Annotated in this window: 26 protein-coding genes; 9 read left to right on the top strand and 17 right to left on the bottom strand. The window is 67.7% G+C overall.

The window, feature by feature from the left end; all coding sequences use genetic code 11:
* The first annotated feature begins 185 nt into the window (after nt 1-185).
* From KA712_22265 to mgtE, 3 genes are read left to right on the top strand one after another with little or no spacing between them, the layout of a single operon-like run.
* Nucleotides 186-1,694 (top strand): PEGA domain-containing protein, encoded by a 1,509-nt coding sequence (locus tag KA712_22265; GenBank protein ID MCG5055691.1) that lies wholly within the window; start codon nt 186-188, stop codon nt 1,692-1,694.
* Nucleotides 1,695-1,696: 2 nt separating this feature from the next.
* A complete protein-coding gene (locus tag KA712_22270) occupies nt 1,697-3,064 on the top strand; it encodes a hypothetical protein (protein ID MCG5055692.1) in 1,368 nt (455 codons plus the stop codon).
* Between the two features lie 43 nt (nt 3,065-3,107).
* The gene (gene mgtE / locus KA712_22275) at nt 3,108-4,472 is read left to right on the top strand and encodes a magnesium transporter (protein MCG5055693.1); all 1,365 of its coding nucleotides are present in this window, start codon (nt 3,108-3,110) and stop codon (nt 4,470-4,472) included.
* Nucleotides 4,473-4,523: 51 nt separating this feature from the next.
* On the opposite strand, the gene hemE is transcribed toward mgtE, so the two are convergent.
* The gene (gene hemE, locus KA712_22280; GenBank protein MCG5055694.1) at nt 4,524-5,552 is read right to left on the bottom strand and encodes a uroporphyrinogen decarboxylase; all 1,029 of its coding nucleotides are present in this window, start codon (nt 5,550-5,552) and stop codon (nt 4,524-4,526) included.
* Between the two features lie 85 nt (nt 5,553-5,637).
* On the opposite strand from hemE, the gene KA712_22285 reads away from it, so the two are divergent.
* The gene (locus tag KA712_22285; GenBank protein MCG5055695.1) at nt 5,638-6,615 is read left to right on the top strand and encodes a quinone oxidoreductase; all 978 of its coding nucleotides are present in this window, start codon (nt 5,638-5,640) and stop codon (nt 6,613-6,615) included.
* A complete protein-coding gene (locus tag KA712_22290; protein MCG5055696.1) occupies nt 6,612-7,106 on the top strand; it encodes an FKBP-type peptidyl-prolyl cis-trans isomerase in 495 nt (164 codons plus the stop codon). Before KA712_22285 ends, KA712_22290 begins: the two co-directional genes overlap by 4 nt.
* A 9-nt stretch (nt 7,107-7,115) precedes the next feature.
* Here KA712_22290 and KA712_22295 read toward each other — a convergent pair whose 3' ends face one another.
* From KA712_22295 to KA712_22345, 11 genes are all read right to left on the bottom strand, one after another.
* Entirely contained in the window at nt 7,116-8,435 is a 1,320-nt protein-coding gene (locus tag KA712_22295) for an MFS transporter (GenBank protein ID MCG5055697.1), read from the bottom strand.
* 93 nt (nt 8,436-8,528) lie between these two features.
* Nucleotides 8,529-8,996 carry a Mov34/MPN/PAD-1 family protein gene (locus KA712_22300; GenBank protein ID MCG5055698.1) on the bottom strand — a complete coding sequence of 156 codons (468 nt, stop codon included), beginning with the start codon at nt 8,994-8,996 and terminating at the stop codon, nt 8,529-8,531.
* Nucleotides 8,997-9,012: 16 nt separating this feature from the next.
* Complete coding sequence (locus tag KA712_22305; GenBank protein ID MCG5055699.1) at nt 9,013-10,026, bottom strand: cysteine synthase family protein; 1,014 nt, start codon at nt 10,024-10,026, stop codon at nt 9,013-9,015.
* Nucleotides 10,027-10,028: 2 nt separating this feature from the next.
* Nucleotides 10,029-10,772 (bottom strand): hypothetical protein, encoded by a 744-nt coding sequence (locus tag KA712_22310; GenBank protein ID MCG5055700.1) that lies wholly within the window; start codon nt 10,770-10,772, stop codon nt 10,029-10,031.
* Nucleotides 10,773-10,833: 61 nt separating this feature from the next.
* Nucleotides 10,834-11,109, bottom strand: coding sequence for a MoaD/ThiS family protein (locus KA712_22315; GenBank protein ID MCG5055701.1), 276 nt, complete (start codon nt 11,107-11,109; stop codon nt 10,834-10,836).
* 55 nt (nt 11,110-11,164) lie between these two features.
* Nucleotides 11,165-12,457, bottom strand: coding sequence for a threonine synthase (gene thrC, locus KA712_22320; GenBank protein ID MCG5055702.1), 1,293 nt, complete (start codon nt 12,455-12,457; stop codon nt 11,165-11,167).
* Nucleotides 12,458-12,472: 15 nt separating this feature from the next.
* Nucleotides 12,473-13,258 (bottom strand): HesA/MoeB/ThiF family protein, encoded by a 786-nt coding sequence (locus tag KA712_22325; protein ID MCG5055703.1) that lies wholly within the window; start codon nt 13,256-13,258, stop codon nt 12,473-12,475.
* Nucleotides 13,259-13,269: 11 nt separating this feature from the next.
* Nucleotides 13,270-14,247 carry a cysteine synthase A gene (gene cysK / locus KA712_22330; GenBank protein MCG5055704.1) on the bottom strand — a complete coding sequence of 326 codons (978 nt, stop codon included), beginning with the start codon at nt 14,245-14,247 and terminating at the stop codon, nt 13,270-13,272.
* A gap of 17 nt (nt 14,248-14,264) precedes the next feature.
* Nucleotides 14,265-14,624: a CoA-binding protein gene (locus KA712_22335; protein MCG5055705.1), complete on the bottom strand. Its 360-nt coding sequence runs from the start codon at nt 14,622-14,624 to the stop codon at nt 14,265-14,267.
* Nucleotides 14,625-14,638: 14 nt separating this feature from the next.
* Complete coding sequence (locus KA712_22340; protein ID MCG5055706.1) at nt 14,639-14,977, bottom strand: hypothetical protein; 339 nt, start codon at nt 14,975-14,977, stop codon at nt 14,639-14,641.
* 120 nt (nt 14,978-15,097) lie between these two features.
* Nucleotides 15,098-15,430 carry a DUF721 domain-containing protein gene (locus KA712_22345; GenBank protein ID MCG5055707.1) on the bottom strand — a complete coding sequence of 111 codons (333 nt, stop codon included), beginning with the start codon at nt 15,428-15,430 and terminating at the stop codon, nt 15,098-15,100.
* Between the two features lie 96 nt (nt 15,431-15,526).
* On the opposite strand from KA712_22345, the gene KA712_22350 reads away from it, so the two are divergent.
* Together KA712_22350 and KA712_22355 are read left to right on the top strand one after the other, a co-directional pair.
* Entirely contained in the window at nt 15,527-15,919 is a 393-nt protein-coding gene (locus KA712_22350; protein MCG5055708.1) for a Rid family detoxifying hydrolase, read from the top strand.
* A gap of 50 nt (nt 15,920-15,969) precedes the next feature.
* A complete protein-coding gene (locus tag KA712_22355) occupies nt 15,970-18,072 on the top strand; it encodes a carboxypeptidase regulatory-like domain-containing protein (protein MCG5055709.1) in 2,103 nt (700 codons plus the stop codon).
* A 12-nt stretch (nt 18,073-18,084) separates the two neighbouring features.
* On the opposite strand, the gene KA712_22360 is transcribed toward KA712_22355, so the two are convergent.
* The 5 genes from KA712_22360 to KA712_22380 form a co-directional block, all read right to left on the bottom strand.
* Nucleotides 18,085-19,032, bottom strand: coding sequence for a hypothetical protein (locus KA712_22360; GenBank protein MCG5055710.1), 948 nt, complete (start codon nt 19,030-19,032; stop codon nt 18,085-18,087).
* Nucleotides 19,029-19,682, bottom strand: a complete 654-nt coding sequence (locus KA712_22365; GenBank protein ID MCG5055711.1) for a hypothetical protein — start codon at nt 19,680-19,682, stop codon at nt 19,029-19,031. The genes KA712_22360 and KA712_22365 overlap by 4 nt, the downstream gene beginning before the upstream one ends.
* A 111-nt stretch (nt 19,683-19,793) precedes the next feature.
* The gene (locus KA712_22370) at nt 19,794-20,912 is read right to left on the bottom strand and encodes a transglycosylase domain-containing protein (protein MCG5055712.1); all 1,119 of its coding nucleotides are present in this window, start codon (nt 20,910-20,912) and stop codon (nt 19,794-19,796) included.
* Nucleotides 20,884-21,819 carry a hypothetical protein gene (locus tag KA712_22375; protein ID MCG5055713.1) on the bottom strand — a complete coding sequence of 312 codons (936 nt, stop codon included), beginning with the start codon at nt 21,817-21,819 and terminating at the stop codon, nt 20,884-20,886. Before KA712_22375 ends, KA712_22370 begins: the two co-directional genes overlap by 29 nt.
* A 66-nt stretch (nt 21,820-21,885) precedes the next feature.
* On the bottom strand, nt 21,886-22,881 hold the full coding sequence (locus tag KA712_22380) for a D-alanine--D-alanine ligase (protein MCG5055714.1): 996 nt from the start codon (nt 22,879-22,881) through the stop codon (nt 21,886-21,888).
* Between the two features lie 91 nt (nt 22,882-22,972).
* On the opposite strand from KA712_22380, the gene KA712_22385 reads away from it, so the two are divergent.
* Together KA712_22385 and lipB are read left to right on the top strand one after the other, a co-directional pair.
* Nucleotides 22,973-24,613, top strand: coding sequence for a restriction endonuclease (locus KA712_22385; protein ID MCG5055715.1), 1,641 nt, complete (start codon nt 22,973-22,975; stop codon nt 24,611-24,613).
* Nucleotides 24,591-25,304, top strand: a complete 714-nt coding sequence (lipB, locus tag KA712_22390) for a lipoyl(octanoyl) transferase LipB (protein ID MCG5055716.1) — start codon at nt 24,591-24,593, stop codon at nt 25,302-25,304. Before KA712_22385 ends, lipB begins: the two co-directional genes overlap by 23 nt.
* Nucleotides 25,305-25,331 lie beyond the last annotated feature (27 nt).

Raw genomic sequence — 25,331 nt, forward strand, 5'->3', positions numbered from 1 at the left:
TAGCTCAACATGCCCGCGGATGCGCGGTTCGGCAGCGGGTGCCCGTGCGACAATCTCGTGCAGAGGGCGAGCCATGATGCGCACAGGAGCCGCTATGTGGGACGGTGTACCCGAACGTGAAACCTTCATCGCGTGAGGCCCAACACTCTTGATTGCGTCGCGTCCATGACGCAAGCTGCGGGGCCATGATTCGAGCTTGCAGCATCGTTGGATGCGCCACCTTGTGGGTGGCTTGGGTGGTCACGACGGCGGGGCCTGTATCCGCCCAGGAGGCGGGGGCGGAGGGGGCAGCAGCGCCGGCGGCTTCAAGCGCTCCTCCCGCAACGGCAGCGCCCGTCGCGGACGCGGAGCTTCAGGCCGCGAAGGCCGAGTTCGAGGAGGCGCAACGCCTCTTCATCAAAGAGCAGTTCGACGGAGCGGCCGCGAAGTTCGTCTCGGCTTACGAGAAGAAGCCCTACGCCGCGTTTCTGTTCAACGCGGCCGTGGCGTACGAGCGGAGCCAGCGATGGGAGCTGGCCATCGACTACTTTGAGCGTTACCTCGACAGAAACGCCGAGGCCAAGGACAAGCGGGACGTCGAACTGCGACTCCAGGGCCTGCGGCGCGTGCTGGCAGCCAGCCAGGCGCAGCCGACGCCCGAACCCGGTCAGGCCCCTGTGGCGCCGGCCGAGGTGGCCATGTTGCCGGCGCTCGAGACGAAGGGTCTCGTGATCATCGACTCGAAGCCGAAGGGCGCCACGATTTACCTGGAAGACAAAAAGAACGGGCCGCTCGGCACCACGCAGTGGGAGGGCTCCCTCGAACCTCGACCGGTGAAGGTCATTCTCGAGTCCAAGGGCTTCAAGCCCGAGACACGGCTCATCCATCCCCGTCCGGACAAGATCCTCGAGGTCTACATCGCCCTGTCCGAAGAGCACTTTTTGGGGTGGGTCGAGATCGCCTCGAACGTGGCGGGCGCCGACGTCTTCCTGGACAAAAAGGAAATCGGCGCCATCGGGCGTACCCCGTACACGGGGCACATCAAGCCAGGCAACCACACCGTGTGGGTCGAAAAAGCCGGTTACGGCACCGTGAAAAAAGAGATCGTCGTCGAGCCGGGAACGGCCACCACGCACATGATCGACCTCGAGAAACTTTCGGTGGGCTGGGTGGCGGTGGTGGGCAAAAAGAGCCGGGGGGGCAAACTTTACGTCGACGACAAACTGGCCTGTACGACGCCTTGCCAAGCCGAAGCCATGCCTGGGTCTCACCAGGTGAGGGTGGAGCTTGCCGGCATGGAGGACTACGAAGCCACGCTCGAGGTCAAACAGGCGGTGCAAACCCTGGTCGAGGTCCAGTGGAGCCCCGAGCCACCCCGCGGGCGCGCCTGGACCACGGCAGTCATCTCGGCGCTTTTCCTGGGAGGCGGCGTTTATGCGGGGCTGCAATCCCAGGATCGGGAAAAGGGCCTCAAGGACGACATCAAGGCCGGCGCGCTCATCGACAACAACGATCCCCGTGTCCAGGAGGGCAAGATCTGGGCGATTGGCGCGAACGTCGCCTTCGGCATCAGCGCCATCACCGGGATCATGTCCGTCTACAACTTCCTTCGTTCGGGCCCCCCCAGCCAGGGCGAGCTCGACGAAAAAAACATTGCCATCACGCCGGTGGGTCTGCCCGGGGGCGGCGGACTCTTCGCGACGGGGAGGTTTTGATCATGAACTGCTTTCAGCGTGTGCTGTTTTTTTGCCTGACCTTGGCCCCTGTGGTCTCTGGATGCGACTGGCGCAAACTCGACGAGGCCGTCGAGAACGCCCCCGTACGGAGCACCGAGGCTCCTTCCGATTATCTCGGCACGGACGTGGGCCGGCTCGTCGTGGCGTTGCCCCCGCCCGATGACAAACCCGAAGTGTCGGCACGGTTTTTGGTCGCCTCCGTGACCAAGGTGGCGGCAGCCCTCATCGACGTCGACCGCTTCGGAAAGACGACGGCCTATAACGTGCCGGATACGGTTTTGGCCCCGCTGGCGGGGCAACCTGCCACCGCGCTCGCCGCGGCGGCGCCCCGACCCGATGAAGGTGTGCCCTCGGTTCTCATCGGCACAGCGCGCTTCAAGGTGGCCGACATCCCGTTCGGAGGCGTCTTCCGCCTCTTGATTCAGCCAGGTCCCACGTTCCGCCTGGCCGACCAGCAGGTTCAGGCGCCTCTGACGTTGGCAGGTGACCCCGCGACAGGGGCAAAAGGCTTTGGTCGTGGGGTGGCGACCGGAAACGTTTCAGGGCTGCCGCAGTTCGAGGACTGGGTGATCCAGGCCGATTTTGGGGTGACCCTCGTCGAGGACGGGGCGCTCGCGGTGTTGACGCCTGCGAGCCGCTGTCTCGTTGCGCCCGACCTCAACCGGGCTTTGATCTACCAGCGTGGACTCAATCCGGCGATCGGTGACTTCATCCCCGAACTGCCCGGGGGCGAAATCGCGGTGGGCGTTCCTGCCGCCGCGGGGGCAGGTGCGGTGGTCCTGCTCTCCCGACAGCCGGCCGAGCTCGATTGCCCCCTGTCGATCTCCGTCCCGGGCCTGCCCACCTTCGGCTCGTCCGTGGCGGCGGGGTTCGTCAACGCCGACGCCTTCGTGGACTTGGTCGTGGGGGCACCGCCGTCACAGGTGCTCGTTTTCCTCGGACCCTTCAACCCTGCCGTCCCTCCGGTACCGGCCGTCGTTTTCACGGCGCCACCCGACGCCACGCAGGCGGAGTTCGGCGCGCGTGTGGCCCTCATCGAGGCCGACGGTGTGCCGGGCCTGGAGGTCGCCATCGCGGCACCGGCCTTCCCCGCAAGCGGGACCCTTGGGGCCGGGGCGGTGTACCTTTACAACGTCAACGCTCCCGCGTTGCCTTTCGCGGTGGTGACCGATCACGATCCCGAGGCGAACGCGGGCTTGGGAGAGGGACTGGCCGTTGTGCCGGTTCGCAACGCGAGCTGCGTGCAGGGCGCCGTTCGCCACATGTTGGTAGCCGGCGCGAACGAAGAAGTGTTCAGCTACTACAAGTTGCCCGGGGCCTTGCCCGACATCCGCTGCTTGACCCCCTAGTATGTAGGGGCGCAGCCGACCTTCGCCTGACACTCTATCGGGCATGACCATGCGGCTTGCCAGCCTTCTTGGCCCCGATCTCGACGAGGAGCTCCTGACCGATCCAGCGCAGCTGGCTGAGTTGGCCGACGAGCTCCACGCCGCGGATCTGTCCGAGCTCATCGCCGAGCTCGAAGACGGGCCTGCGATCAAGCTGCTCACGAACCTGCCCCGCGATGCGGTGGCCGAGGCGCTCGACTCCATGGAGCCGGGCCGCCGGGCCGAGCTGGTTCAGCAGATCGACCGCACCGTGGCGGCCGAGCTGGCCGACCTGATGTCGGCCGACGAGCGCGTCGACCTTCTCCAGGAGTTCGAGGAGGACGTCCGCTCGGACATCCTCTCCCGCATGGACAAAGAGGAGCGGCAGGACGTCCGCGACCTCATCCATTACGGCGAATCATCCGCCGGTGGTCTGATGACCACCGAGTACGTCACATTGTCCCCCGAAGTGACGGTGGAAAAGGCGATCGAGCAGGTCCGGCGCACGGCCGAGGAAAAAGAGACGATCTACGAGGCGTTCGCGGTCGATCCCAACGGCACCCTCGTGGGGGCGGTGTCCTTGCGGGATCTCGTGCTCGCGCCGGCCACGAAGAGAATCTCTGAGATCATGGAGGCCGACGTGGTCTCGGTGCCGGCCGAGATGGACCAGGAAGAGGTTGCGGGCATCTTCCAGCGCTACGACCTCCTGGCCCTGCCGGTAGTGGACGCTCATCACAAGCTGCTCGGCATCGTCACGGTCGACGACGTGGTGCACGTGCTCAAGGAAGAGCAGGCCGAGGACATTCAAAAATTGGGCGCCGTGGCCCCCACGGAAGGTAGCTACTTCGATACGGGCTTTTGGACATACCTGCGGAGCCGGGCGGTGTGGCTGGTGGTGCTGTTCATCGGACAGAGCTTCACCGTGAGCGTACTCAAACACTACGGCACGGTCACGGCAACCGTCGTTGCGCTCACCTTCTTCATTCCCCTCATCATCTCTTCGGGCGGAAACACGGGCAATCAGTCCGCCGCCCTCGTCATCCGCGGGATGGCGCTGGGAGAGTTCGAGCTAGGCGATGCCGTGAAGATCCTGTCGCGCGAGATGCGCATGGGCCTGGCTCTAGGGACCATTCTAGGCGGCCTTGGCATGATCATGGCCACGTTCATCGGCAGCGAAGAGGGATACCGGTTTGCCCTCGCCGTGGGTACCGCCCTCATCGCCTGCGTCACCTTGGGTTCGGTCGTGGGTGCGGGCATGCCGCTCCTGATCAGGCATCTGGGCATGGACCCCGCCGTGGCTTCGGGGCCGTTCATTGCGTCCATGCTCGACGTGATGGGTATCTTCATCTACGTCGAGACGGCCGTGCTGATGCTGGGCCTCCGGCACTGAGCTGCGCAGGCAAATGGCGCCAAGGCCCGGGGCCTGAGGACCTCGCTGGACTTACCCGTTTTTGACCGTGTGAACCAGCGCTTCCACGGTTTCGAGCGGTGTATCGGGGTAGATGCCGTGTCCGAGGTTGAACACGTGTCCGCGCCGCTGCCCTTGCTCGATGATACGACGGGCTTGGGCCACGACCTCGTCCCGCGGCCCGAGCAACAGAGCCGGGTCCAAATTGCCCTGGATGGCGGCGTCCGGCGCCCCCCCTGCCGCCAGCCGCAGGCGCGCCTCGGAGAGGGGAAGGTGCCAATCGATGCCGTAAACGTCGGCGCCCACGTTGGCCACCCGATCGAGCAGGGTGGTGGCGCCGTTCGGGAAGTAGATGACCGGCACGCCCGAGGCTCTCACGGCCTGCACCAGGGCGCGCGTGGGGGGCAGCACGAAGCGCTCCCAGTCTTCTGCCGACACCACGCCCACCCAGGAATCGAAGATCTGAATCGCCTGGGCGCCCGCCTCGACCTGAGCCAGGAGATAACGGGCGGTGGTCTCCGCCAGCTTGTCCAGCAGACGCCGGCTGGCCTCGGGGGCCGTATAAAAGAGGCGCTTCGTTTCGATGAAGCGTTTCGAGGTTTTTCCTTCGATCGCGTAGGTAGCCACCGTGAACGGCGCCCCCGCAAACCCGATGAGCGGGGTGTTCAGCTTGTCGAGCTCGGGGCGAAGCCGCTTGATGGTTTCGAGCACGAAAGGCGTGCCCTGTGCAGGGGCGAAGTCGTGCAGCCGTTCGACATCGCTGGCAGACCGCACCGGGTTGGCGATCGAAGGGCCGAGTTCCGTGAAGGCGACCTCGAGACCCATGGGTTCGAGCGGAACCAGCAGGTCGGAAAAGAGAATCGCCGCATCGAATCCGAACCGGCGCAGCGGTTGAAGCGTGACCTCCGCCGCCAGGGCGGGATCCTTGCACAGGTCCAAAAAGGACACGTTGGCGCGGAGCGCGCGGTACTCGGGCAGATAGCGCCCTGCCTGCCGCATCAGCCACAGGGGTGGACGTTCCGTGGTTTCACCGCGACAGGCTCTCAGGAAAAGGGGTTCCACCCGGTGGTTTCTAGCCCAGCTTGAAGGCGCCGTCCAACGCGACGACGCGGCTTGCACCGAAGGGGTGGGGCGCTATGAAAAATGCATGTCGCGTGCCGTGCGAGTGTACGAGTTCGGGGGGCCCGAGGTCTTGCGCGTGGAAGAGGTCACCGTGCCCCCTCCCGCGGGGCACGAGGTGAGGGTGCGCCACACGGCCGTGGGTCTCAACTTCATCGACGTCTACTACAGGACGGGCCAGTACGTGCCTCCGGGGCTGCCCTTCGTACCCGGCCTCGAGGCGGCTGGTGTGGTGGAGGCCGTGGGGGAGGGCGTGACGGGCTTCGCGGTGGGCGACCGCATTGCGTATGCGGGTGGGCCCCTCGGCGCCTACGCCGACGTGCGCCTGCTACCGGCTGAGCGGGCCATCAAAATCCCCCCCGAGATCGCCGACGACACGGCGGCGGCGATGATGCTCAAGGGCATGACCGCACAGTATCTGCTCCGTCAAACCTACCGCGTGCAGCCCGGCGACTTCGTGCTCTTCCATGCCGCCGCAGGGGGCGTGGGTCTCATCGCTTGCCAGTGGGCAAAGCATCTGGGTGCTACGGTCATCGGAACGGTGGGCTCGGCCGTCAAGGCCGACGTGGCGCGGGCGCATGGGTGTGACCACGTGATCGACTACACCCAGGAGAACTTCGTCGCGAGAGTTGCCGAGGTCACCGGCGGCAAGAAGGTCTCCGTGGTCTACGACGGTGTGGGCCGCTCGACCTTCGAGGGCTCGCTCGATTGTCTGCGCCCTCGCGGCATGATGGTGCTCTTCGGTCAGTCGTCAGGGAAGGTGCCTCCGGTCGACCTGGGCGTGATTGCTGCCAAGGGTTCGCTCTTCGTGACGCGTCCGTCGCTCTTTGCCTATACGTCGACACGCGCAGAGCTGGAAGCCTGCGCAGGCGAGCTCATCGAGGTGGTACGCCAAGGCGCGGTGACGATTCCCGTGGGCGCCCGGCGCGCCCTGTCCGATGTGGCGGCGGCTCACGAGGCCCTGGAAGCGCGCCTGACCACGGGCGCTACGGTGTTGACCCCGTGAACGCTCGGGCGCTCCGGGGTCTCTGTCCCGTGCCCGCCCTCGTGCTCTTGGGGTGTGTGGGGACCGGCCCGAACCTCGAGGGGCTCGGCCACTCGCCCCAGGCCGAGAGGGCCAAGGCTCTGGATCCTGCGTTCGCCACACCTCCGCCGGATGCGGAGAGGTTCGCCTCGGGGGTGGCGAAAACAACCTTGCGGCCCGGTACGGGCACCCTCATGCCGGATCCGGGTAGCCTCGTGCGCGTGGAGTTCGAGGGCTTCCGGGCCAATGGCACGCTCTTCGATTCCTCGAAGCGCAAGGGCAAGCCGCAGATCTTCGAGCTTTCCGAGACCGTGCGTGGCCTCTCGGAGGCGCTCACCCACATGGTGGAAGGGGAGGTTGCGCGCTTTTGGATTCCCGGGCACCTGGCCTACGGCGACAAACCCGAAGATCCCCGTCTGCCCGCCGGGCCGCTGGTCTTCGAGCTCGAGCTGCTCAAGATCGTGCGTCGCTGAGCGCGGGGTCTAGCGACCCCGTGAGGGGGCCGCAGCCGTTCGGTAGAGCAGGGCGGCCACGAGCCCCAGGCTCGCGAGCACGAACCAGGCGCCCCGCGGGGAGATCGTCTCCAGCAGGAAGACGCCGAGCACGGGGCCCAAGGTCTGAGCCGCACCCTGAAACAGGCCGAACACGCCCGTGTACCGGGCCACCTTGTCAGGCGGGGCCAACGCCGTCACTCTGGCCTGCTGCGCAGGCGCCGTCAGGATCTCGCACAACGTGATGAGTCCCACGCAGGCCAGCAGGGACAGGTAGTTCCACGCCAGTCCACACGCGGCGAACGCCACCATGTAGCCGACCGAGCCGATCACGAGCGCCTTGGCCGTTCCCCAGCGCCGAATCAGGCGCACGGTGGGCATCTGCAGCAGCACGACGAAGATGGCGTTGAGTGTGAACAGCGTGCCAACCTGGGCGCGCCCGAGGCCCACGTACTTCGCCGCAAAGACCGACATCATGTGATACATCTGCGTTTGCAGCATGAAATAGGCGAGCGACGCCATCAGGAAGCGCAGGAACACGGGGTCGCCCCCCGAACTCAGCACCTCGAAGAGCTTGGGCGTCTGCCGAGGGGCCTCGGGGCGGGTCTCGGGAATCAAAAAGGCAATCGCTGGCGCCAGCAACGTGAAAGGCGCGCACACGTAAAAAAGGGTCGAGAACTCGGCGTCAGCTGCCAACGTGGCCACGAGAGGACCCGCCACCCACCCCAGGCTGCTGCCCACGCGGTGAAACGAAAAAGCGGCCACACGTTCTTCCCGCGAACTGAGCGAAGCCACCACGGCCCACGCCACCGGGTCGTAGAACCCGCGCAGCGCCCCGTTGAGCACCGCCAAGACCCCAATCACGGCAAACGAAGCCTGCTGGCCAATGGCATAACCCAGCACCGCCAAATTCACGGAGCGCACCACCATGCCCCAGACCAGCACGGGGCGGCGCCCCAGCTTGTCGGCCAGGTGCCCCGCCAGCCACTGCATGGCCGCGCAGCCGGCGCTCGACAGGGCCCACAGACCCCCGATACGCAGCACGGACACCCCGCGATCGACCGCCAGGTGCATGGCCAAAAACGGCATGACCACGGCGAAGCCCGCGGTGACGATGAACCGCACCGCGGCCAAGAGCCAGATGCGCGCATCGAGGTCGGGGATTTGCAGAACCGGCGCGACCGCAGCGGGTATGGTGACGCGCCGAACGGGAAGGGCCTTCGGCGTGGGGGGCGTGGGCTCGCGGAGCGTTTCGGGCGCACGCGCAGGCCGAGCCTGAGGCTCGAGCGGCTTGGCGCCAGACGCGGTCACACTCACAGGCGCATCATCGGCAGATGATGCATCTGCCTTGATCGCCGCGCGCGTGGCCCCGCGGGTGGGGGAACCGTCAGCGAATCCTTGCGTTCAACCGTAGCGCTTCACTTCGACGTACGACTTGGCCTCGGCGTCCCAGGCGAACTGCACCGCGCCCTCGACGCCGTGGGCCTGCGCGTCGATGACCAGGTACTCCACCGGGTAGGCGGGCTCGTCGCCCATGCGGGCAGCGGCTTGGTCGGTGTCGCTGAAGTAGGCACCCACGTTCGCGTGGGAGTGGTAGATGATCTTGGCAGGCTCGTCGCCCCGAAGGCTTTTTTGTAGCTTGAAGATGTCACCGGCGTCGAAGTTGTAGGCGGTGCGGGCGTCGCGTGGGAACTGCGCGGGATCCTCGGCGTGCAGCTCGTCTTGGATGTTGCGGCAGGCCTGGGCCCGGGTGGCAAGGTCGCTGTCCTTGGGCCCAAAGACGATCCCACAGCATTCCTTTGGATAGTCCCGTCGTGCGTGCGCGTAGAGAAGGGCGAGGGCTTCGGGGGTGATCGTGGGGTGCTTCGACATGGGGGCTCGTGGCGGTTCAGCGGTTGCGTTCACGCGGCTCGACAGGTGCCTCGAAGTAGCGATCGGCGCGGTCGGGAAACACTGTCACGATGACACCGGGCTGGCCTTTACGGGCAAGGGCTTGGGCAAGGCGAACGGCCCCGGCCAGGGCCGCCCCCGAAGAGTGCCCCGCCAGGATGCCCGCCTCCGCGCCGAGCCGCTCGCTCACGTCCCAGGCCTCGTCGGTAGGCATCGGCAGCACGCCCGTGAGCTCGTCCGGGTGGTAGATGCCGGGCACAATCGAGCTGGCCATGTGTTTGAGCCCCTCGAGTCCGTGAAGCGCATCGTCAGGTTCGACGGCCCAGATCTCCACGGCAGGGTTGTGGGCCCGCAGACCGCGCCCGGTGCCCATGATCGTGCCGCTCGTGCCGATGCCCGCCACGAAATGGGTCACGCGCCCCTCGGTCTGTTCCCAGATCTCCTGCGCCGTGGTCAGCTGGTGGCCGCGCGGGTTCGATTCGTTCGCGTACTGGTCCGGATAAAAGTACCGGCCCGGCGTGTCTTCGACGAGCTTGCGGCACAGCCGAATGGCACCATCCGAGCCCTCGAGCTCGGAAGAGAACACCAGCTGCGTGCCGTAGGCCTGGGTGATCTTCTTGCGCGCCCACGACACGTTGCCTGGAAGCACCAGCGTCACCTCGAACCCCAGCGCGGCGCCGATGAGTGAGTAAGCGATGCCGGTATTGCCCGACGAGGCGTCGATGAGGCTTCTGTCCGGTGTGAGGCGGCCCGCGGCGAACGCATCGCGAATCATCTGGCCCGCCGCGCGGTCCTTGACGGAGCCCCCCGGGTTCATGAACTCGCACTTGGCCCAGATCTCCACGCCGGGAAAAGGCGCATCGAACGCCGAGAGCCGCACGAGGGGTGTACGGCCGATGAGCTTCGTAATGTCGTCGGCCACACGTGCCCGCGCGCGGGCGACGGGCTCGGGCTCGGAAGCATAGTCGTCGTCGTGCAAGGCGGGTTGCGAAACGGCGGTCGCGGTGCTCATGGCTATGCGGGCTCGGTGGGAGGGTTCGGGGGCCAGGGAATGTTCTGGGTCACGGGCGGCGCATTGAAGGGCGCCAACGGCAGACGAAGGTGGCGCATCACGCCGGTGGCTGTCGCGGCTTCGTCTCCCGGAGGCCTGCCTGCCAGGACCCACAGGGCTTCGGCCGCTGCCAGCGTGCCAGCGAGCACGGCGCCGCTTTGGTCAGGGGTGTCGGGGGACGAGACCGAAGGCGGCGGCACACTCGGCGCCTGCGCGCCAGACGGACCTGCAGGACGCAGGGAGAGGAGGTCGAGGGGCGTGTCGCTGTCGCGGCTTGGCGCCCTTGCCACCACGGCGGGCATGCCGAGGTCGCGGCATGCGAGCACGAAGGCGTCGTCCTCGAAATCTGCGCGCACACCTACTGAGATGCCGCCGAGAGCGATTTGCCACGCCGTGCCTGTCAGCGGGCGGGGCACGAGGGTGAAGTGGGCTTGCGGCAAAGCCTGGCGCAAGGCCTCGACGAGGCGAAGTGCGGCAGGGGTTGCCCCGTTGGCGTCGGGCCCGTCAGCCACCACCGCAAAGCGCGTGACACCAGCGAAGCCGAGGTAAAGCGCCGCGGTCTCGAGCGCCAATGACGCCCCCTGTGGCTCCCCGTGGCGCGCAAGCACCAACAGGACCGTCGCACGCAGGAAGCGTTCCTGTCCTTCGGGCCCTATCTCGGGGAGCGCCACGTGCCGGGCGTAGCGGCGCGCTTCGGCGGGGTTCATGGGCACACTTGCCGCCCCCGCCTCTCCGCCGAGGGAGGGAGCGGGGCGCGTGAGGGCGTCTTTAGCAGCCGCCCGCGATCGCGGGAACGATGGAGATCTCGTCGGCGTCGTTGACGGGGGTCTCCAGGTTCTGCATGAAACGGATGTCTTCGTCGTTCGCGAAGATGTTCACGAAGCGGCGCACCTTGCCCTGATCGTCGCAGATGCGCTCTTTGATGCCGGGGTACTGAGTTTCCAGGTTGCTCAGCACCTCGCCAATGTTGGCGCCGCCGGCCTGGACCTCTTCGAGGCCGTTGGTGAGTTTGCGCAGCGGGGTGGGAATGCGGACGGTGGGCATGAACGCGGTCTCCTTTTCGGCAGGTCGGTCTGGTTAGGCAGTTGCCATCGAGGGGTTATGAGAGGTACCCGGTGAACGTGCCACTGCCGACGAGTTGGTCGAAGTCGGTGAGTTTGGGGCCAATCAAGCTGGGCTTGCGCACCCGCTCGACCAGGGGGTCTTGCGTCTTGAGGCCCTGGCCCGTGATGCAGATGACCACGGGTCCATCGTCGGCCCCGATCCGCCCCTGCTCCACCAGCTTCTTCGCCGCGCCCAGGGTGACCCCCCCGGCCGTCTCGGTGAAGATGCCTTCGTGTTCGGCCAGCGCCAGGATGGCATCGCAGATGTCGTCGTCGTTCGGTAAGGCGGCGAAGCCCCCCGAGCCCAACATCGTTTGGCGGGCGTAGATGCCGTCTGCCGGGTTTCCGATGGCCAGGCTCTTTGCGATCGTCTGTGGGGTCTTCACGGGCTTCACGAAGTCGCGATCCTCGACCACCATCGAAGCGATGGGGCCACAGCCCGCGGCCTGCGCGCCGTGAATCTTCGTCGAGCCCCGGGCTTCGACGAGGCCCAGCTTCGTGAACTCCTTGAAAGACTTGTCGATCTTCGTGATGAGAGAGCCGCCTGCCATGGGCACCACGACGTGGGCTGGCAGTTTCCATCCGAGCTGCTCGGCGATTTCGTAGCCGAAGGCCTTGGAGCCCTCGGCGTAGAACGGACGCAGGTTCACGTTGACGAACCCCCACCCGTACTTACCGGCGATCTCCGAGCAGAGCCGGTTGACGTCGTCGTAGGTGCCGCTGACCCCGACGACCCGCGCGCCGTAGACGCTCGTGGCCAACACCTTGGCGGGTTCCAGGTCGTGAGGGATCAGAATGACGGCGGGCATGCCCACAGAGGCTGCCTGCGACGCGGTGGCATTGGCCAGGTTGCCCGTGCTCGCGCAGGCCACCACCTTGATGCCGAACTCGCGGGCCTTGCTGATGGCCACGGACACCACGCGGTCCTTGAAGGAGAGGGTGGGGTAGCTGACGGAGTCGTTCTTGAGCCACAGCTCTTTGACGCCCAGCCAAGCGGCGAGCCGGTTGGCCTTCACGAGCGGCGTCATGCCCGTCTGCGCCCCCACGGTGGGCGGACCATCGATGGGCAAAAGCTCGGCGTAGCGCCACATGGAGGGCGCGCGGCTCTCGATCGTCTTGCGCGTCAGCGCACGGCCGATGGCCTCGTAGTCGTAGGCGATCTCGAGTGGTCCGAAGCAGTATTCACAGACGTGAACGGGCTGCTTTGGGTATTCGTTGCCGCACTCGCGGCACTTCATGCTCTTGACGAACGACGCTTCGCTTTGGTTTTGGACGGACGCAACGGTCATAAAGCGGCTCTCCACTCAATCTTCACGGTGTGTTTCGGACCTGCACGCCGAGGGGCCGTATGCCCCGGCGTCGAGTTGGGTGATCGGGACCGGGGGCGCCTCACCACACACCCCGCATGTGGGGTTGGGTCGAAATGTGATACTGCGCATGGTCATCGCGGGCGAATCATAGCGGACAAGTCGGCCTGAAAAGGCAGGAGTCTTACCACAAAGTAGGCGAATCGCCTCGTGCGCCTGCAGGGCTCCGATGACACCAGGCACGGGCCCCAGCACCCCCGCCTCGTTGCAGCTGACGGCTTCAGCACCCTGGGGGGGCAAGTCCTCGAACAGACAGCGGTAGCAAGGGCGGCCTCCGGCAGGAACGGTGACGAGCTGGCCCATCGTTCCCACCGCGGCCCCGTGCACCAGGGGGCGCCCCGCCAGCACGGCGGCGTCGTTGACGAGAAACTTGGTCTCCAGGTTGTCGGAGCCGTCCAGGATGACCTGGTGGGCCGTGAAGAGGCTGAGGGCGTTGTCCACGGTGAGGCGGGTCTCGAGGCCTCTGACCTTCGTCGCCGGGAATCGCCGCGCCAAGGTGGCCGTCAGGGACTCCACTTTGGGCCGTCCCACGAACTCGTCCCGGTGAAGCACTTGGCGGTGCAGGTTCGACTCGTCCACCACGTCGTCGTCGAGCACGGTAAGCGTTTCGATGCCTGCGGCTGCCAACGCGAGCACCGCCCCGCAGCCAAGCCCCCCCGCACCTACGATCAGGACCTGCCCCGAGGGCATCGATGTGGCGATCCGTGGTCCGGAGGCGCTCATGAGCGCGGCCTTCAGGGCGTGCGCGGCTCGTGAGGAGCCAGGTCGGGGTACTGACGGGCGAAGGCTTCGTCCGTGCTGAAGTAGCGCTCACCCGTGTCACACAGAACGGTGACGACCGTCTTGCCAGGGCCGAGAGCGGCCGCGACGTCGAGCGCCACCTTGACCGCGGCGCCTGCCGAAACACCCACCAGGAGGCCTTCTCGGCGCGCCAGGTCCAGCTTGGTTCGTTGGGCGTCGTGCTCGGAGACCGTGCGAATCTCGGACAGAAGCGCCCGATCCAGGATGTCGGGAACGAAACCGGCACCGATGCCGTCGAGCCGATGCTCGCCCGGTGTTCCCCCGGAGAGCACCGCGCTTCGTTCGGGTTCCACGGCGATGAGCGCCACGGCCGGGTTGACATGCCGGAGGGCTTGGCCCACCCCGGTGATGGTTCCCCCCGTGCCCACGCCCGCAACGAAGGCGTCGGGGCGGCGCCCGTCGAAGGCCTCGAGCTGCGCGAGGATCTCGGGCCCCGTGGTCCGCCGGTGGGCCGCCGGGTTCGCCGGGTTCTTGAATTGTTGCAGCATCACGAAGCCAGGGTTTTCCTGGCAAAGTTCCGTGGCCTTTTGAACCGCCCCCTTCATGATCTCCGCGGCGGGGGTCAGGTAGAGCTCGGCCCCATAGGCCTTGAGTAGCATGCGCCGCTCGAGCGACATGTTGTCCGGCATCGTCAAGATGAGCCGGTACCCCTTCACGGCGGAGACGAGCGCCAAGCCCACCCCCGTGTTTCCCGAGGTGGGCTCGACGATCACCGATTGGCCTGGGATCAAACGCCCTTCGCGTTCCGCGGTTTCGATCATCGAGAGCGCCACGCGGTCCTTCACCGAGCCGCCCGGGTTGAAGTGCTCACACTTGGCGAACAGATCAGCCGAGCCGGGACGCGGCAGGTTGCGCAGGCGCACGAGGGGCGTGCCGCCGATGAGCGACAGCATGTTCTTCACCACGGGCAGGTCGGGCCGGGAAAGCGTCACGGGCGTTCTCCGATGTCCACGATACTGCATGCGTTGATCGGGTCGAGCCCCAAACGCTCGGCTTCGGCGATCAGGGCGTCGCTTTCGGCGCCTGGGTTCACCCAAAACTCGCGGGGCGCGAGCGCCCGAACGGCAGGCAACAAGCCAAGGCCCACGTGGGGCGGCACGTAGAACGACACCCTGTCGACAGGGCCGGTCACGTCCTCGAGGCGGGGCCTCACAGCGAGGCCGGCGATCGTGGTTTCGTGAGGGTTGATGGGGATGACCGTCCACCCTTTTTTTGCGTACGCGCGCACCGCGCGGTGTCCGAACTTGTTCGGATCGGACGAGGCACCCACGATGACCACGGTTGGCATGGCGGGTTCCCGGGCTAGGAGGAGAGTTCCTCGGCGGCAGCCGAGCGGCCGCATTCAGAGCATCGACCGTTCTCACCGATGACCCCCACGCACGCTCCGTCGGGGCAGAGGCGGCGGTGCGGATCGAAGCCGTCGTTCGTGGCTTCCTGTACGGCTGACGGGGCGTCTTCGGGCGGCGAATCAGCCACGGGCTCGGCCGCCGTGACCATATCGAACACGGGCACGTCGTGGGGGCCCCACACCTTCCCGCACGCGGAGCAGCGGTTACCGGCATCGAGGAGGCCCGTGCAGGCGCCATCCGGGCACAACCTCCGGGCCGTGGGGTCGAACGGTGTTTCGTCTTCAGTGGTCATGGGCATGCAAACGGAGGTGACTCCAAGGCATATAAAGGCGCATCGCTCATGTCCACCCTGCTCGCCCCGCCGTGGGGGAGGTGCGGCTCCCTTGGCCTGGTCGCTGCGGGGGCAGGGGCCTCACTCTTCGAGCGGTCCCACGCGCGTGCGCACGTCGCGCACCAGGGTCTCACCGAGCTCCACGCTCATGCGTTCCATGAGCGTGCGCTTGAGCAGCGACAGCTCCTGAGCCAGCGCCGAACTTTCGAGCCGCACGATCAGGGTGCCGTCTTTGAGGCGCTCCGGGCGGGACTGCCTTGCCAAGAGAGGGCCGGCGGCCTTGTCGTACGCCATGAAAACCCGCTGTTCCACGCCTCGGCCAGCGCCGCCCATCCGTTGCACGACTTCGGGCAGGAGGTCGGCGAAGCTCTGGGGCGCAGGCATGTGGGGGCGGCGCGGGCCTCGCTTCGTCACGCCTCGCTCATACGTCCGGTCGACCTGGGACGCAAGCGCCGCGCCTCGGGGGCGGCACGATTGGTACCCCCGGGTGAATCGGCTATCATCCGCCCCATGGCGCACACCAAGGTTTCCACCACGGCAGCTCCTGCGGCCATCGGGCCCTACGTCCAGGCCAAGGTCGCGAGGGGGCAGCGCTTCGTGTTCTGTTCGGGACAGATTCCCCTCGATCCGGCCACGGGCGCGTTCGTGGGCGACGGCGATGTGGTGGTGCAGACGCACCGGGTAATGAAGAACCTCGAGGCGGTCTTGGCGGCCGCAGGCGTGAGTTGGGCCGAGGTGGTCAAAACCACCATTTTTCTCGTCGACATGGGAGATTTTGCTGCGGTCAACGAGGTCTACGCTTCGTACGTCGGGGCCGAGCCGCCCGCCCGCGCGACCGTTGCCGTGGCCGCGCTGCCCAAGGGGGCCCGGGTCGAGATCGAAGCCCTGGCCGTCGCCGATTGAAGGTCGGCGGCGCGTCGGGAGAATCCAGCTTGCCATCGCTGCGCGCTCCGATGGGGGCAAACCCTCGGTGCCTCTCGTACCTCCTGTTCGTGGCGGTGGGGACCAGTGTGTCCCTGGGCGCCTGCCGCCGGGCCCCCCCCACAGACGCTGCGTCTCCTGCCGAAGCCGGGACCGCACGTTTGTCGGGGAGGGTGTCTGCCGAGGGGCTCGACGCGCGCCTCCGCGTCACGGTGCAGCTGCGTCGGGGGGATGAGGTTGAGCCACCCGTGGCCGAGGCCACGCGGGTGGGCCCAGGGCCCTTCGCTTTCCCCGACTTGCCCCCGGGAGACTACGTTCTCAGCGCGTCCGCCGAGGGACGGGCGGGGGCCGTCGTCCCACTCTCACTTCGGGCGGGTGAACGGGTAGGCGCGGTCCTGGTGCTCCGTCCTGCGGTCACGCTCGAGGGCGTCGTGGTGGACCGGCGAGGCCGTCCCGTGCCGGGTGCGCTGGTGCTGCTGTGGCGAGGGGCCGCGGCCGGGCACGGCAGCCAGGAGACGGTCACCGACGAGGCGGGGCGCTTTTCGGTGCCGGGCCTCGCGCCAGGCACCGTCTCTCTCCTCATCCAGGCCCCGGGGATTGGGTCCGTCATGTGGGAGGCCCTGGCCCTGCCGTCGCGGGCCCTCTCCGTGCAACTCGAGGGGCAAGGGCTGACCCTTGCGGGGCGCCTGGTTTCGCCCGCGGGCGCCGCGGAGCCCTTCGGGCAGGTGGTGGTCCGTCTCGGGGGCGCGGGGGCGCGTCACGTGCGGAGCGCAAGACCCGACGCCGAGGGGCGCTTTGCCTTCCATGGACTCGGCCCGGGTGACTACGTCCTGCGCGCTGGGGGTCTATCCACGGCGTCGGCGCCCCGGGCGCTGCGGCTCATCGAGCGGGACGAGGAGGGTATCAGGCTCGAACTCGGTCCTGGACACGTGATCTCGGGCCGCGTGGTGGGGCGCGAAGGCGCGAGGCCCCTCGCCGATGCGGACGTCGTGGTTCAGTCCGTGCCCGCGGACGACTGCCCCGAGGTGGTGAGGTCAGACGTCGTCGGGTACTTCGCCACGGTCGCTCTTCCTCGGGGACGCTACGCGGCCAGCGCGCGTCTACCCGGATACGTCGCGGGTCAGCCCGTCACTGTGGAGGTTTCCGGCAAACCTTCACCGGCGACGCTGACGCTCGAACGTGCGGCCCGGGTAAGAGGGCGGGTGGTTGATGCAAAGGGTCGTCCCTCCGCGGGAGTCGAGGTGGGGCTCACCTTGGCCGAGTCTCGCTTTCCTCGAGACCGGGTGCCGGTACTTTCAGGGCGTTTGCCTCTGGCCGCCGAGGCGGCGGCGCTCGGGGCGCGGTTTTCGCTTCAGGCCGACGGCCACCGAAGCGCGACCACGGATGCGGGGGGCGCCTTCACCCTCGGCGACCTTCGGCCAGGGCGATACGGCCTTCTCGCGCGCGCAGCGGCGGGCGAGCAGGCGGACGCGCCCCGCCGAGAGGTCGCAGCGGGCGCCGACGTGGATTTCGGGGTGCTGACCCTGTCATCAGCGCCGCCTCGTGAGCCGCCTGCCGCTCCTTCGGCGCCAACCATCGTTCCTCTCGGACGCCGCGAGGTCGAGGGCATCGTCAGAGATCCGATGGGGCGCCCCCTTGCCGATGTCGCTGTGTCGATTCGCCCCGGGGACCCTGACGCGCTGCCGCTGGCGTCGGCCATGTCGGACTCTGCGGGCCAGTTCACGCTTCGGGGCTTGCCCAAGGAGCCTTTGTGGCTCCGTGCTCAGAATCCTTCCTTCGGCCTGCTGTCGAGCCGTGTGCCGGAAGAGGCCACACGGCTCTCTCTCGTTTTCCCCCGTCCCGGGGGCGTCGAAGGGGAGTTGCTCGATGATCGGGGGCGCTTCCTCTCGCGAGGCCGGGTCACACTGACGGGCCCGGAAGGCCTGGAGGGGCCTCCCGTGCTGATGACGGGAGCGGGTTTCAAGGCGCTGGGCCTTCCGCCGGGAACGTGGACCTTGAAGGCAGAGGTGCCAGGCTTTGTGCCCAGCGAGAGGCGGGTCGAGGTGCCTTCGGGCGCATCGGCGCGGGCGCCCTCCGTCACGGGCCTCAGGATCGAGCTGCGCCCGCAGATCGGGGCCCAGGCCCCGCGCCGCTGAGTCCGTCTCGCATCAAACTCTTCGTTGTTTACGGCGGCGGCACCGGCGGCTCCCGCCGAGCGCCGCGGCCCCCAGGACGAAGAGGAAAAAGGCGGGTGTCTTCGGCGTTGCGCCGTAGCTGCACCCCCCCAGAAACCCACTGTCGTCCGAGCCGCAGGCAGATTTGCCGTCGTCTGGATACACGGCGCAGACGGCCTCCCGGTCGTCCGCAGCCAAGCTTCGGCGCTCGGTGTCGCCCGGCGCCACGATGGCGGCCATGGTGGTCTCCTGGACCTCGGGCGGCCCTGGACACGGAGGCACGGTGTTGCCCCGGTGGTCGGTGAGGTTCACCTGGCCCCCCCCGTCGCACGTGTGATCCAGACCGACGACGTGACCCAACTCGTGCGTCAGCGTGTTCTGGAGGTCATGGGTGTTGCTGCTGCGGCGCAGGTCCGGGTTCGCCACCAGGTCGGCCCAGGAGGGTCCGGTTCCGTTGATCTCGATGTCCGTATCGACGATTTGGCCCGTGTTGCGATCGGCGAACACGGACGTGATGGCCAGTGCGTTCGAAGGGTAGGGCAGGCGGTCGACCTCGTCGCGTGCCGTGCGACCCCAGAAGCTCCCGGTAAGGAACTGAACCTTGTTGACGCGATCGGCCTCCACGAAGCCCTTGGACGCTGGAGACGCGACCACGGTGACGGACATCTTCGTGCAGGCGACACGCGACGAACTCCAGGCGGCCGCGGCTTCGTTCGTGGCTTGACGGAAGAGGTCGCTCGAGACGCTTGCCGGGGTGCTCCCGACGAGCACCTCCAAGCCGACGCAGGGCTGACGCCAGGTGAGCGGCAAGCCGCTGCCGCTCGCCAGCGTTCGCACGTAGGCTGCAGCGGGAGGAAGGGGGCCGAAAGAAAGCCAAGAGAAGGCAACCACGCCGAGGCAGGTTGACCACCGAAGCCAGGGGCGCGCGCTTCCGGGGCTCATCGTGTCTCGCCCATCAGCAGGCGCACCTGCCGGCGGAGATCCTCGAGAGGGACCGCATTGTCCCCAGGCGCCGTCTTCCACGTGCCATTGGGCGCCTTCAGGACGGCAGCCGAGCGGTCACCCGGACTTGCCAAAAGGCGGCCGCTGCCATCGGCGCTCACGAGGCGTTTGCCCTGGCCAAGTCCCGTCAGGCCGAAGCCGAACTCAGGGCGGGAGGCGTCGTGTGCCCGAAGGAAAAGCACGGCCCGCTCGCCCACGACGAACGAAGGCAGTCCGTGCACCCGCATCTCGAGGTCACCCACCACGCCGCCCGGCTGCACGATCTTGAGGGTGCGCCGCTTGCCCAGCAGGGCGCCTTTCCACGGCTCTTCCACTTCGACTGTCACCTCAGTGCGGATTGCGCGGGCATCGGTCTCCATCTTCGAGACCACCGCGGTGACCTTGCCGAAGACGATGGTGTCGCTTTCTGCCGTGAGGGCGGGAAGCTCCATCGCCATCACCACCGAGGCGAGCCCCCTCGCGGGGGCCGAAAGCCCGAGAAGCAGCGAGGTGCCGCAAGCGGCCCGCACGAGGTCGCGCCGGGTCGTTGCTTGGGCGAAAAAGGGCCTGGGGGGCCGAACGTGTGGCGACGCGGGAGGGGGCTTGTTCATGGCGCTCGAGCGGCAGTCTACGAGGTGGATGGGATCATCGGAAGGCGCTGGCCGGTCTGAAGGGACCGAAACTCTGGACACCGACCCACACCGTCTCGGGCGAGCCGCCCCTCAAATCTTTCGCAACTGTAGCTTCGCGCCCCGGGCTGCCGCGACGTCGGCAGGGGAGAGATGCCCCCGGCGACCCATGATGCCAACCAGGTCGTAAAGCCGTGCCAGCCAGCCCTCGTCGACCGAGCCGTCGCGGAAACGTCGCGCAAAGCCGCGGGGATTCGGCGGCAGCGAAGCGAGGTGTGCCGCCTCGAGGGGCGTGAGCGCCTCCGGTGCCTTGCCAAAGTAGACCCGCGCCGCCTCTCCAACCCCGTGGATCCCGGGCCCTAGCTCGACAAGGTTCAAGTAAAGCTCGAGCATCCGGGGCTTGGGAACGAGGGCATCGAGCCGCCAGGTCAGGACCGCTTCGGCCAGCTTCCGGGCCAGGGTTCTTTCGTGCGAGAGGAACAGATTCTTGGCCACCTGCTGGGTGATGGTGCTCGCCCCGCGGGCCAGGCGCCCCCGTTCGAGGTTGTGAACCAGAGCCCGCCTCATGTGTTCGGGCTCGAAGCCATGATGCAAGAAAAAGCCTGCGTCCTCCGCTGTCAGGAACGCGGCGCGCACGTGGGGGGGGATGCTTTGCAGAGGCGTGAAGCCGGGCTGTCGGGGTGACAAGGGGAGGTCGCTGCGCGTGGAAACGGGCGCCGCGCCTGTCTGGAGCGGGGAGAGATCCGCAGCGAGCGGTTCTGGGTCTCGGGTTACGTGGCACAGCGAAGGAAAGCGCACGTCCAGGGCAAGTTTTTCCCAATCGGCGGCGTCGAAGGTCACATCCATGGCCGCCGCCAGCCGCCCCTCGAGGGCAAGCCCCCACAGGGCCCCGCGCAGCGAGCCAGGGGCATGGCCCACCAGGTCGCTGCAAGGCCAGTCGCTGACTTGGAAGGAGAGACTTCCGCTCGGGGCCTCGCCCCCTTGTACGAACCCCATCACGGCGACGGGAAGGCCGGGGAACCCGAAGCGCCCCGCGTCGATCTGCCAGCGGCTCTGGCGAGGGAAGAAGCGCCCCTGGGAAGCTGCCTCGAGCCGCACATCCCGCCAGCTCTGCCGGTCGAGATCGGGGTGATGGAGGGAGATCTCCTGCACCTGGCCCTCGAAGCGCCACGCGAGGCCCTCGTCACCAGGGGCCTTGTCTGCAGCGAGCATGAAGCTCGTCGTCGCCCGGTCGACACCGAGGCCCCCGCCCGTCGAGCCAGGGTGCGAGCCCCGCCAGCGGCAACGCGTCGCCTTGGACCTCGAAGCTGAGTCCTCGCGCCCCCCTCCGCGCGTGAAGCCCGAGGGCGCTTGCCAACGCGTCTGCCTGAGCCGGCCGCACGTCCAGGCTGAAGCCGTCGTCCCGCGCGCTCGCATCCAAGCGCAAACCTCTCAGCAGGGGCGCCGCACCTGGAAGGCGCACGTCGAGATCCTCGCCGCGTAGCAAGAGTTCGCGTCCGAGTGTTGCCTCGACTGAAAGCAGGCCCAGCTGTGCCGTGGCCACTCCGGCCAGGTCCGCGGTCACCGCCTCGAGCGTGGCTTCCACCTGCTCACCCGCGGCCGAGATCCGGAGCCCCTTGCTGCGCATGGCCAGGCGGCGGCCTCCGGGTAGTTGGACGAGCGCCGTGGCGCGGCCCGAAACCACCTTCACCTCGCGCCGCCACAGGCTGCCTGAACGGGCGGTGACTGCGGGGGCCGCTCGGGGTCGCAGGGGCGAACCGCGATAGCCCCTGAGGTTGTCCGCCTGGGGGGCCACCAGCAGCGTGAGCACGAGTCCCTCGATGGTCACCGCCGCAGCGCCCCCCTGCGTGACCTCCAGACGCTCGATGGAGGCGAGGGGCTCGCTGGCGAACGGGGCGCGGCCGAAGACCGTGACGTCCCGTGCGACGGCGACGAGGGTGCCATCGCGCCAGGAGGGGTAGAGGGCTCCCAGCTCCACCCGGAGGCCTGTTGTTTCGAGGACGTAGGAGGCCAGGAGGGGCCTTGCGAAGGCCCACCAGAACACCAACCCGAACGTGGTGGCAGCCGTCAGCGTGCCCACCAGGAGACGGTGCCAACGCCTTTGCTTCGCCGTGGACATGGCCGAAGAGCCCTATCGGTAGGGGCGCCAGAATGTTGACCCCCGGCGGCCGGGGCGCGCGCCGCCCTAGTGGGCCGTCACGAGGGGACCAGTCCGTCGCTCCGGGCCGCCAAAGCTCACCTGGTGCTGTCTGCGGTTTTCACGCGTGCCTTGCGCCCGAAGAGCCGCACCCCGAAGCAGCCGGCCCACCAATTCGGCGAAGCCGATACCGGCCAGCTTCGCCAAGCGGGGCAGGGGACTCGCTTGTGTCATCACGGGCATCGCGTCGACCTCGCGGAGGATCTCGTTGCCGCGCTCGGAGACCTGGATGTGCACCAGGGCCGCGCCGGTGCAACCCAGCGCTTCGTAGGCCTGCGTGGCCAAGCGCAACACCGAGCGAAGGCGCTCGGCCGGAAGCCGGCAGGGTACGGACGCACCGGTCAGACCCACGCCCGCCGGGCCTTCGGCCAGCCCGGAGCGCACGAGCTCGAGTGCGCCCAGCGGCTCACCGTCGAGGACGCCTACCTCCAGGGTCCGACCCACGAGGTGCCGTTCCACCAGAGCCAGGTCATCGACGCGCACCACCTCGTCGAGGGCCGTCTCGAGCTCGAGCTCGTCGAAGGCGACGTTCTCGGCAAAGGGCAGCCTCCCGTGGACGGGGCGCAGGGCGACCGGGAAACCAAACTGGCCGTGTGTGTCCACGATGTTCTCACCACTGTTTCCGTCAAAGACGTATCCCGCGGCGGTCGGCAAGTTGTGGAGGCGAAGAACCTCCTTGGTCTTGATCCGGTGCGAGGCTACCGCCGCAGCGGTTACACCGCAGCCAGTGTAGGGAATTCCCAGGATCTCGAGGAAGCCCTGAAGACACCCGTCGTCGCCCAGGCGACCCTGCAAGGCCAAGAACGCAGAGGAAATTCGTGCCTGGCGCACGGAGAGGTCGAGCTCTTGGTCGAGGAACACGGGCACGCCCTCGTGGCCCAAGCGGGCGAGAGCTGCCGAGATCGCCTCGCCCTGTCGCAACCCCAACTCGCGCTGCCCTGGCCGCCCGCTCAAGAAGATTCCGATCCGTTGCTTGCCCTGCATCTCTTCACGGGTACCCCCGCGTTACGTGGCGGTCAAAAAAACGCCCAGCCAGCCGGATGCAATCGCCGCTTTTGTGGTAAAGAGTGCCGCGATGACGTTTCTAGAAGCCGCTCTGCACATCCTCGGCAGAGAGGGAAAGCCCCTCCATTTCAAAGAGCTAACGGAGAAGGCCGTCAACAAGAAGCTGCTCACCTTCGTGGGGCGTACGCCCGAAGTGACGATGCAGACGCAATTGACCGCAGCCGTGAAGAAGGCCCCAGGTAACCCCTTCGTGCGGGTGAAGCCGGGCGTGTTCGGGCTGCTGCGCTACCCAGAGATCGGGGAACTCGAGCCGGTGGCCGAGGTCGTGGCGCCCGAAGAGGCCCCGCTCGTCGCAGAAACCTCCAGCGAGGCGGAGGCCCCTGAGGCCCGACGCCGGAGAACCCGCCGGGGACGGCGGGGTCGCGATCGCGACGAGAGTGCCGAATCCGAGGCTCCGGGCCGTCAGGGGCCAGGAGACGACAGTCCCGCCGTGGCGACTGTCGAGGAGCTTGAGGAGCGAGGGGCTGAGATGGGCTCGAGCCGCCCTGAACCCTTGCCGCTGCCCGCTCCTCCGAGAGCGTTTGTCTCGAAGGGCGTCGAGGCCGACGCGCCTGGCTCCGACGAGGCCGGGCATGAGGACGACGACGGTGAACTCGCCGAGGGTGACGAACTCGCCGCCGGCGAAGCCGGAGGAGCTGAGGGCGATGGCCCAGGCCGCCGCCGCCGCCGCAGGCGTCGTCGCCGAAGGGGAGGGGCTGTGGATGCCAACGGGCTCGCGGTGGAGCCAGGCAGCTTCACGGACGATTTTGCTTCCTTGCCCACGGATGGTGCGGGCGACGGCGACTTCGGCGTGGGAGTTCCCGAGGGCGCGCCCGTCGTGGAGGCGGTGTCTGAAGGGCCGCGAGACGTCCCCACGGTCTCCGATGACGGTCCTGGTCGTCGCATCATGGCGCCGCTCGACGCCGCCATCGAGGTGCTGCGCGGCCAAGCGCCCGGGCGGGGCGTGCACGTCCGTCAGATCGCAGACACGGCCGTGCGGCGTCGCCTGGTTCACGGTGAGGCCCACGAGGCGTGGCGGGTCATGCGTGCAGCGCTGGCTGCCGAATCCAAGGAGCGTTTGCGTGCCGGCCTGCGCCCGCGCATCCGTGCGGCAGGCAGCGGTCTTTTCGCTCTCGCGCGTCGGCCCGCCGACATGGATCTCGAAAAGGCCGAGTCGGTGTACGGAGAGGCGGTCCGCGCCTTGCGGGAACGCACGCTCGCGTCGCTCGAGCAGCGGCTGGGCGAGCTTGCCAGCGGCGCCTTCGAGGCCCTGGCCCGGGTGCTCTTGCAGCGTGAAGGCTTTGGTCCCGCCACCTTCGTCAAGCGCGTCGAGGGCACCGTTTATCTCGAAGCTTTGCGAGGGCGTGGTTGGAAGCCATCGAAGTGCCTCGTGGCGCTGCGATGGGGCTCTTCGCCCGCAGGGCGTCGGGCGGTGGGTGAGCTGCGCGCAGGCGTGCGGGCGCGCAACGCCGACGAAGGCGTGCTGTTGCTGGCTGGCCGGTTGTCGGAAGAAGCCATCCGCGAGTGGAAGCAGCCCGGCCCCCCCATCGAGGTGGTCGACGGCCCGGCCATGTCCGAGGCCTGTGCGCGCCACGGTGTGGGCGTCATCAACGCGCAGGTGAACGTCGATTTCGTCGACGCCGACTTCTTTGCCGAGCTCTCGGAGGGCTGACAGCTCGAACACAAGCGCTCCGGCTCCCTCACGAGCCGGGCGCTGGTGCTGGCTGGGGCGGCGCCCCTACGATCCTGTTGCGGCTCTGCAGGAGCGGCTGCGCGAAGAGGTCTTCACGGGTGGTCCCGAGACCTTGGTCCTCGTCGAACACGATCCGGTGATCACCCTCGGGCGCTCCGCCGCTCCTGAGAACGTGCTGGTGGAGCCTGAGCGCCTCGAAGCCATGGGTGTGGCTCTTCGCCACACGCGTCGGGGCGGCGACGTCACCTACCACGGTCCCGGGCAGCTCGTTGGCTATCCGGTCTTCCGTCTGGACAAGGGGGTTGTCGCTCACGTCACGTCCATGGCCGAAGCCATCCTGGCTCTGCTCGAAGGTCTGGGGGTCAAGGCCGAATTTCGGCGCAGCGAGCCCGGGATTTGGGTGGGCAACGACAAGGTGTGTGCCTTTGGGGTGCACGTGCGCAGACGGGTGGCAATCCACGGCTTCGCGCTCAACGTCGCAACTGCCCTCGACGCCTACGCGCTCATCGTTCCTTGCGGGCTTAAGGACAAGGGCGTGACATCGCTCGCGGCGCTGACCGGCCGCACGTTCCCACTGACCACACTACTTTCACGGTTGGTGGTCGCCTTCGAGACCGCGTACGGAATGTCCCTTCACGAAGTCTCGGCCGATGTGGTTGCAGGCTCGTGAGACCTCACGCTAGACTGACTCCAACAC

It is taken from the genome of Myxococcales bacterium (assembly GCA_022184915.1).
Classification (GTDB): Bacteria; Myxococcota_A; Polyangia; order Fen-1088; family Fen-1088; genus JAGTJU01.

Coding starts and splice junctions, on each gene's coding strand:
- KA712_22355 (MCG5055709.1), top strand. CDS start 15,970: ATGGGGGCAAACCCTCGGTGCCTCTCGTACCTCCTGTTCGTGGCGGTG.
- KA712_22360 (MCG5055710.1), bottom strand. CDS start 19,032: ATGAGCCCCGGAAGCGCGCGCCCCTGGCTTCGGTGGTCAACCTGCCTC.
- KA712_22315 (MCG5055701.1), bottom strand. CDS start 11,109: ATGCCCACCGTCCGCATTCCCACCCCGCTGCGCAAACTCACCAACGGC.
- KA712_22270 (MCG5055692.1), top strand. CDS start 1,697: ATGAACTGCTTTCAGCGTGTGCTGTTTTTTTGCCTGACCTTGGCCCCT.
- KA712_22325 (MCG5055703.1), bottom strand. CDS start 13,258: ATGAGCGCCTCCGGACCACGGATCGCCACATCGATGCCCTCGGGGCAG.
- mgtE (MCG5055693.1), top strand. CDS start 3,108: ATGACCATGCGGCTTGCCAGCCTTCTTGGCCCCGATCTCGACGAGGAG.
- KA712_22310 (MCG5055700.1), bottom strand. CDS start 10,772: ATGAACCCCGCCGAAGCGCGCCGCTACGCCCGGCACGTGGCGCTCCCC.
- KA712_22365 (MCG5055711.1), bottom strand. CDS start 19,682: ATGAACAAGCCCCCTCCCGCGTCGCCACACGTTCGGCCCCCCAGGCCC.
- KA712_22285 (MCG5055695.1), top strand. CDS start 5,638: ATGTCGCGTGCCGTGCGAGTGTACGAGTTCGGGGGGCCCGAGGTCTTG.
- KA712_22375 (MCG5055713.1), bottom strand. CDS start 21,819: ATGTCCACGGCGAAGCAAAGGCGTTGGCACCGTCTCCTGGTGGGCACG.
- KA712_22380 (MCG5055714.1), bottom strand. CDS start 22,881: ATGCAGGGCAAGCAACGGATCGGAATCTTCTTGAGCGGGCGGCCAGGG.
- KA712_22335 (MCG5055705.1), bottom strand. CDS start 14,624: ATGCCAACCGTGGTCATCGTGGGTGCCTCGTCCGATCCGAACAAGTTC.
- KA712_22370 (MCG5055712.1), bottom strand. CDS start 20,912: ATGCTCGCTGCAGACAAGGCCCCTGGTGACGAGGGCCTCGCGTGGCGC.
- KA712_22350 (MCG5055708.1), top strand. CDS start 15,527: ATGGCGCACACCAAGGTTTCCACCACGGCAGCTCCTGCGGCCATCGGG.
- KA712_22305 (MCG5055699.1), bottom strand. CDS start 10,026: ATGAGCACCGCGACCGCCGTTTCGCAACCCGCCTTGCACGACGACGAC.
- KA712_22265 (MCG5055691.1), top strand. CDS start 186: ATGATTCGAGCTTGCAGCATCGTTGGATGCGCCACCTTGTGGGTGGCT.
- KA712_22300 (MCG5055698.1), bottom strand. CDS start 8,996: ATGTCGAAGCACCCCACGATCACCCCCGAAGCCCTCGCCCTTCTCTAC.
- KA712_22340 (MCG5055706.1), bottom strand. CDS start 14,977: ATGACCACTGAAGACGAAACACCGTTCGACCCCACGGCCCGGAGGTTG.
- KA712_22385 (MCG5055715.1), top strand. CDS start 22,973: ATGACGTTTCTAGAAGCCGCTCTGCACATCCTCGGCAGAGAGGGAAAG.
- thrC (MCG5055702.1), bottom strand. CDS start 12,457: ATGACCGTTGCGTCCGTCCAAAACCAAAGCGAAGCGTCGTTCGTCAAG.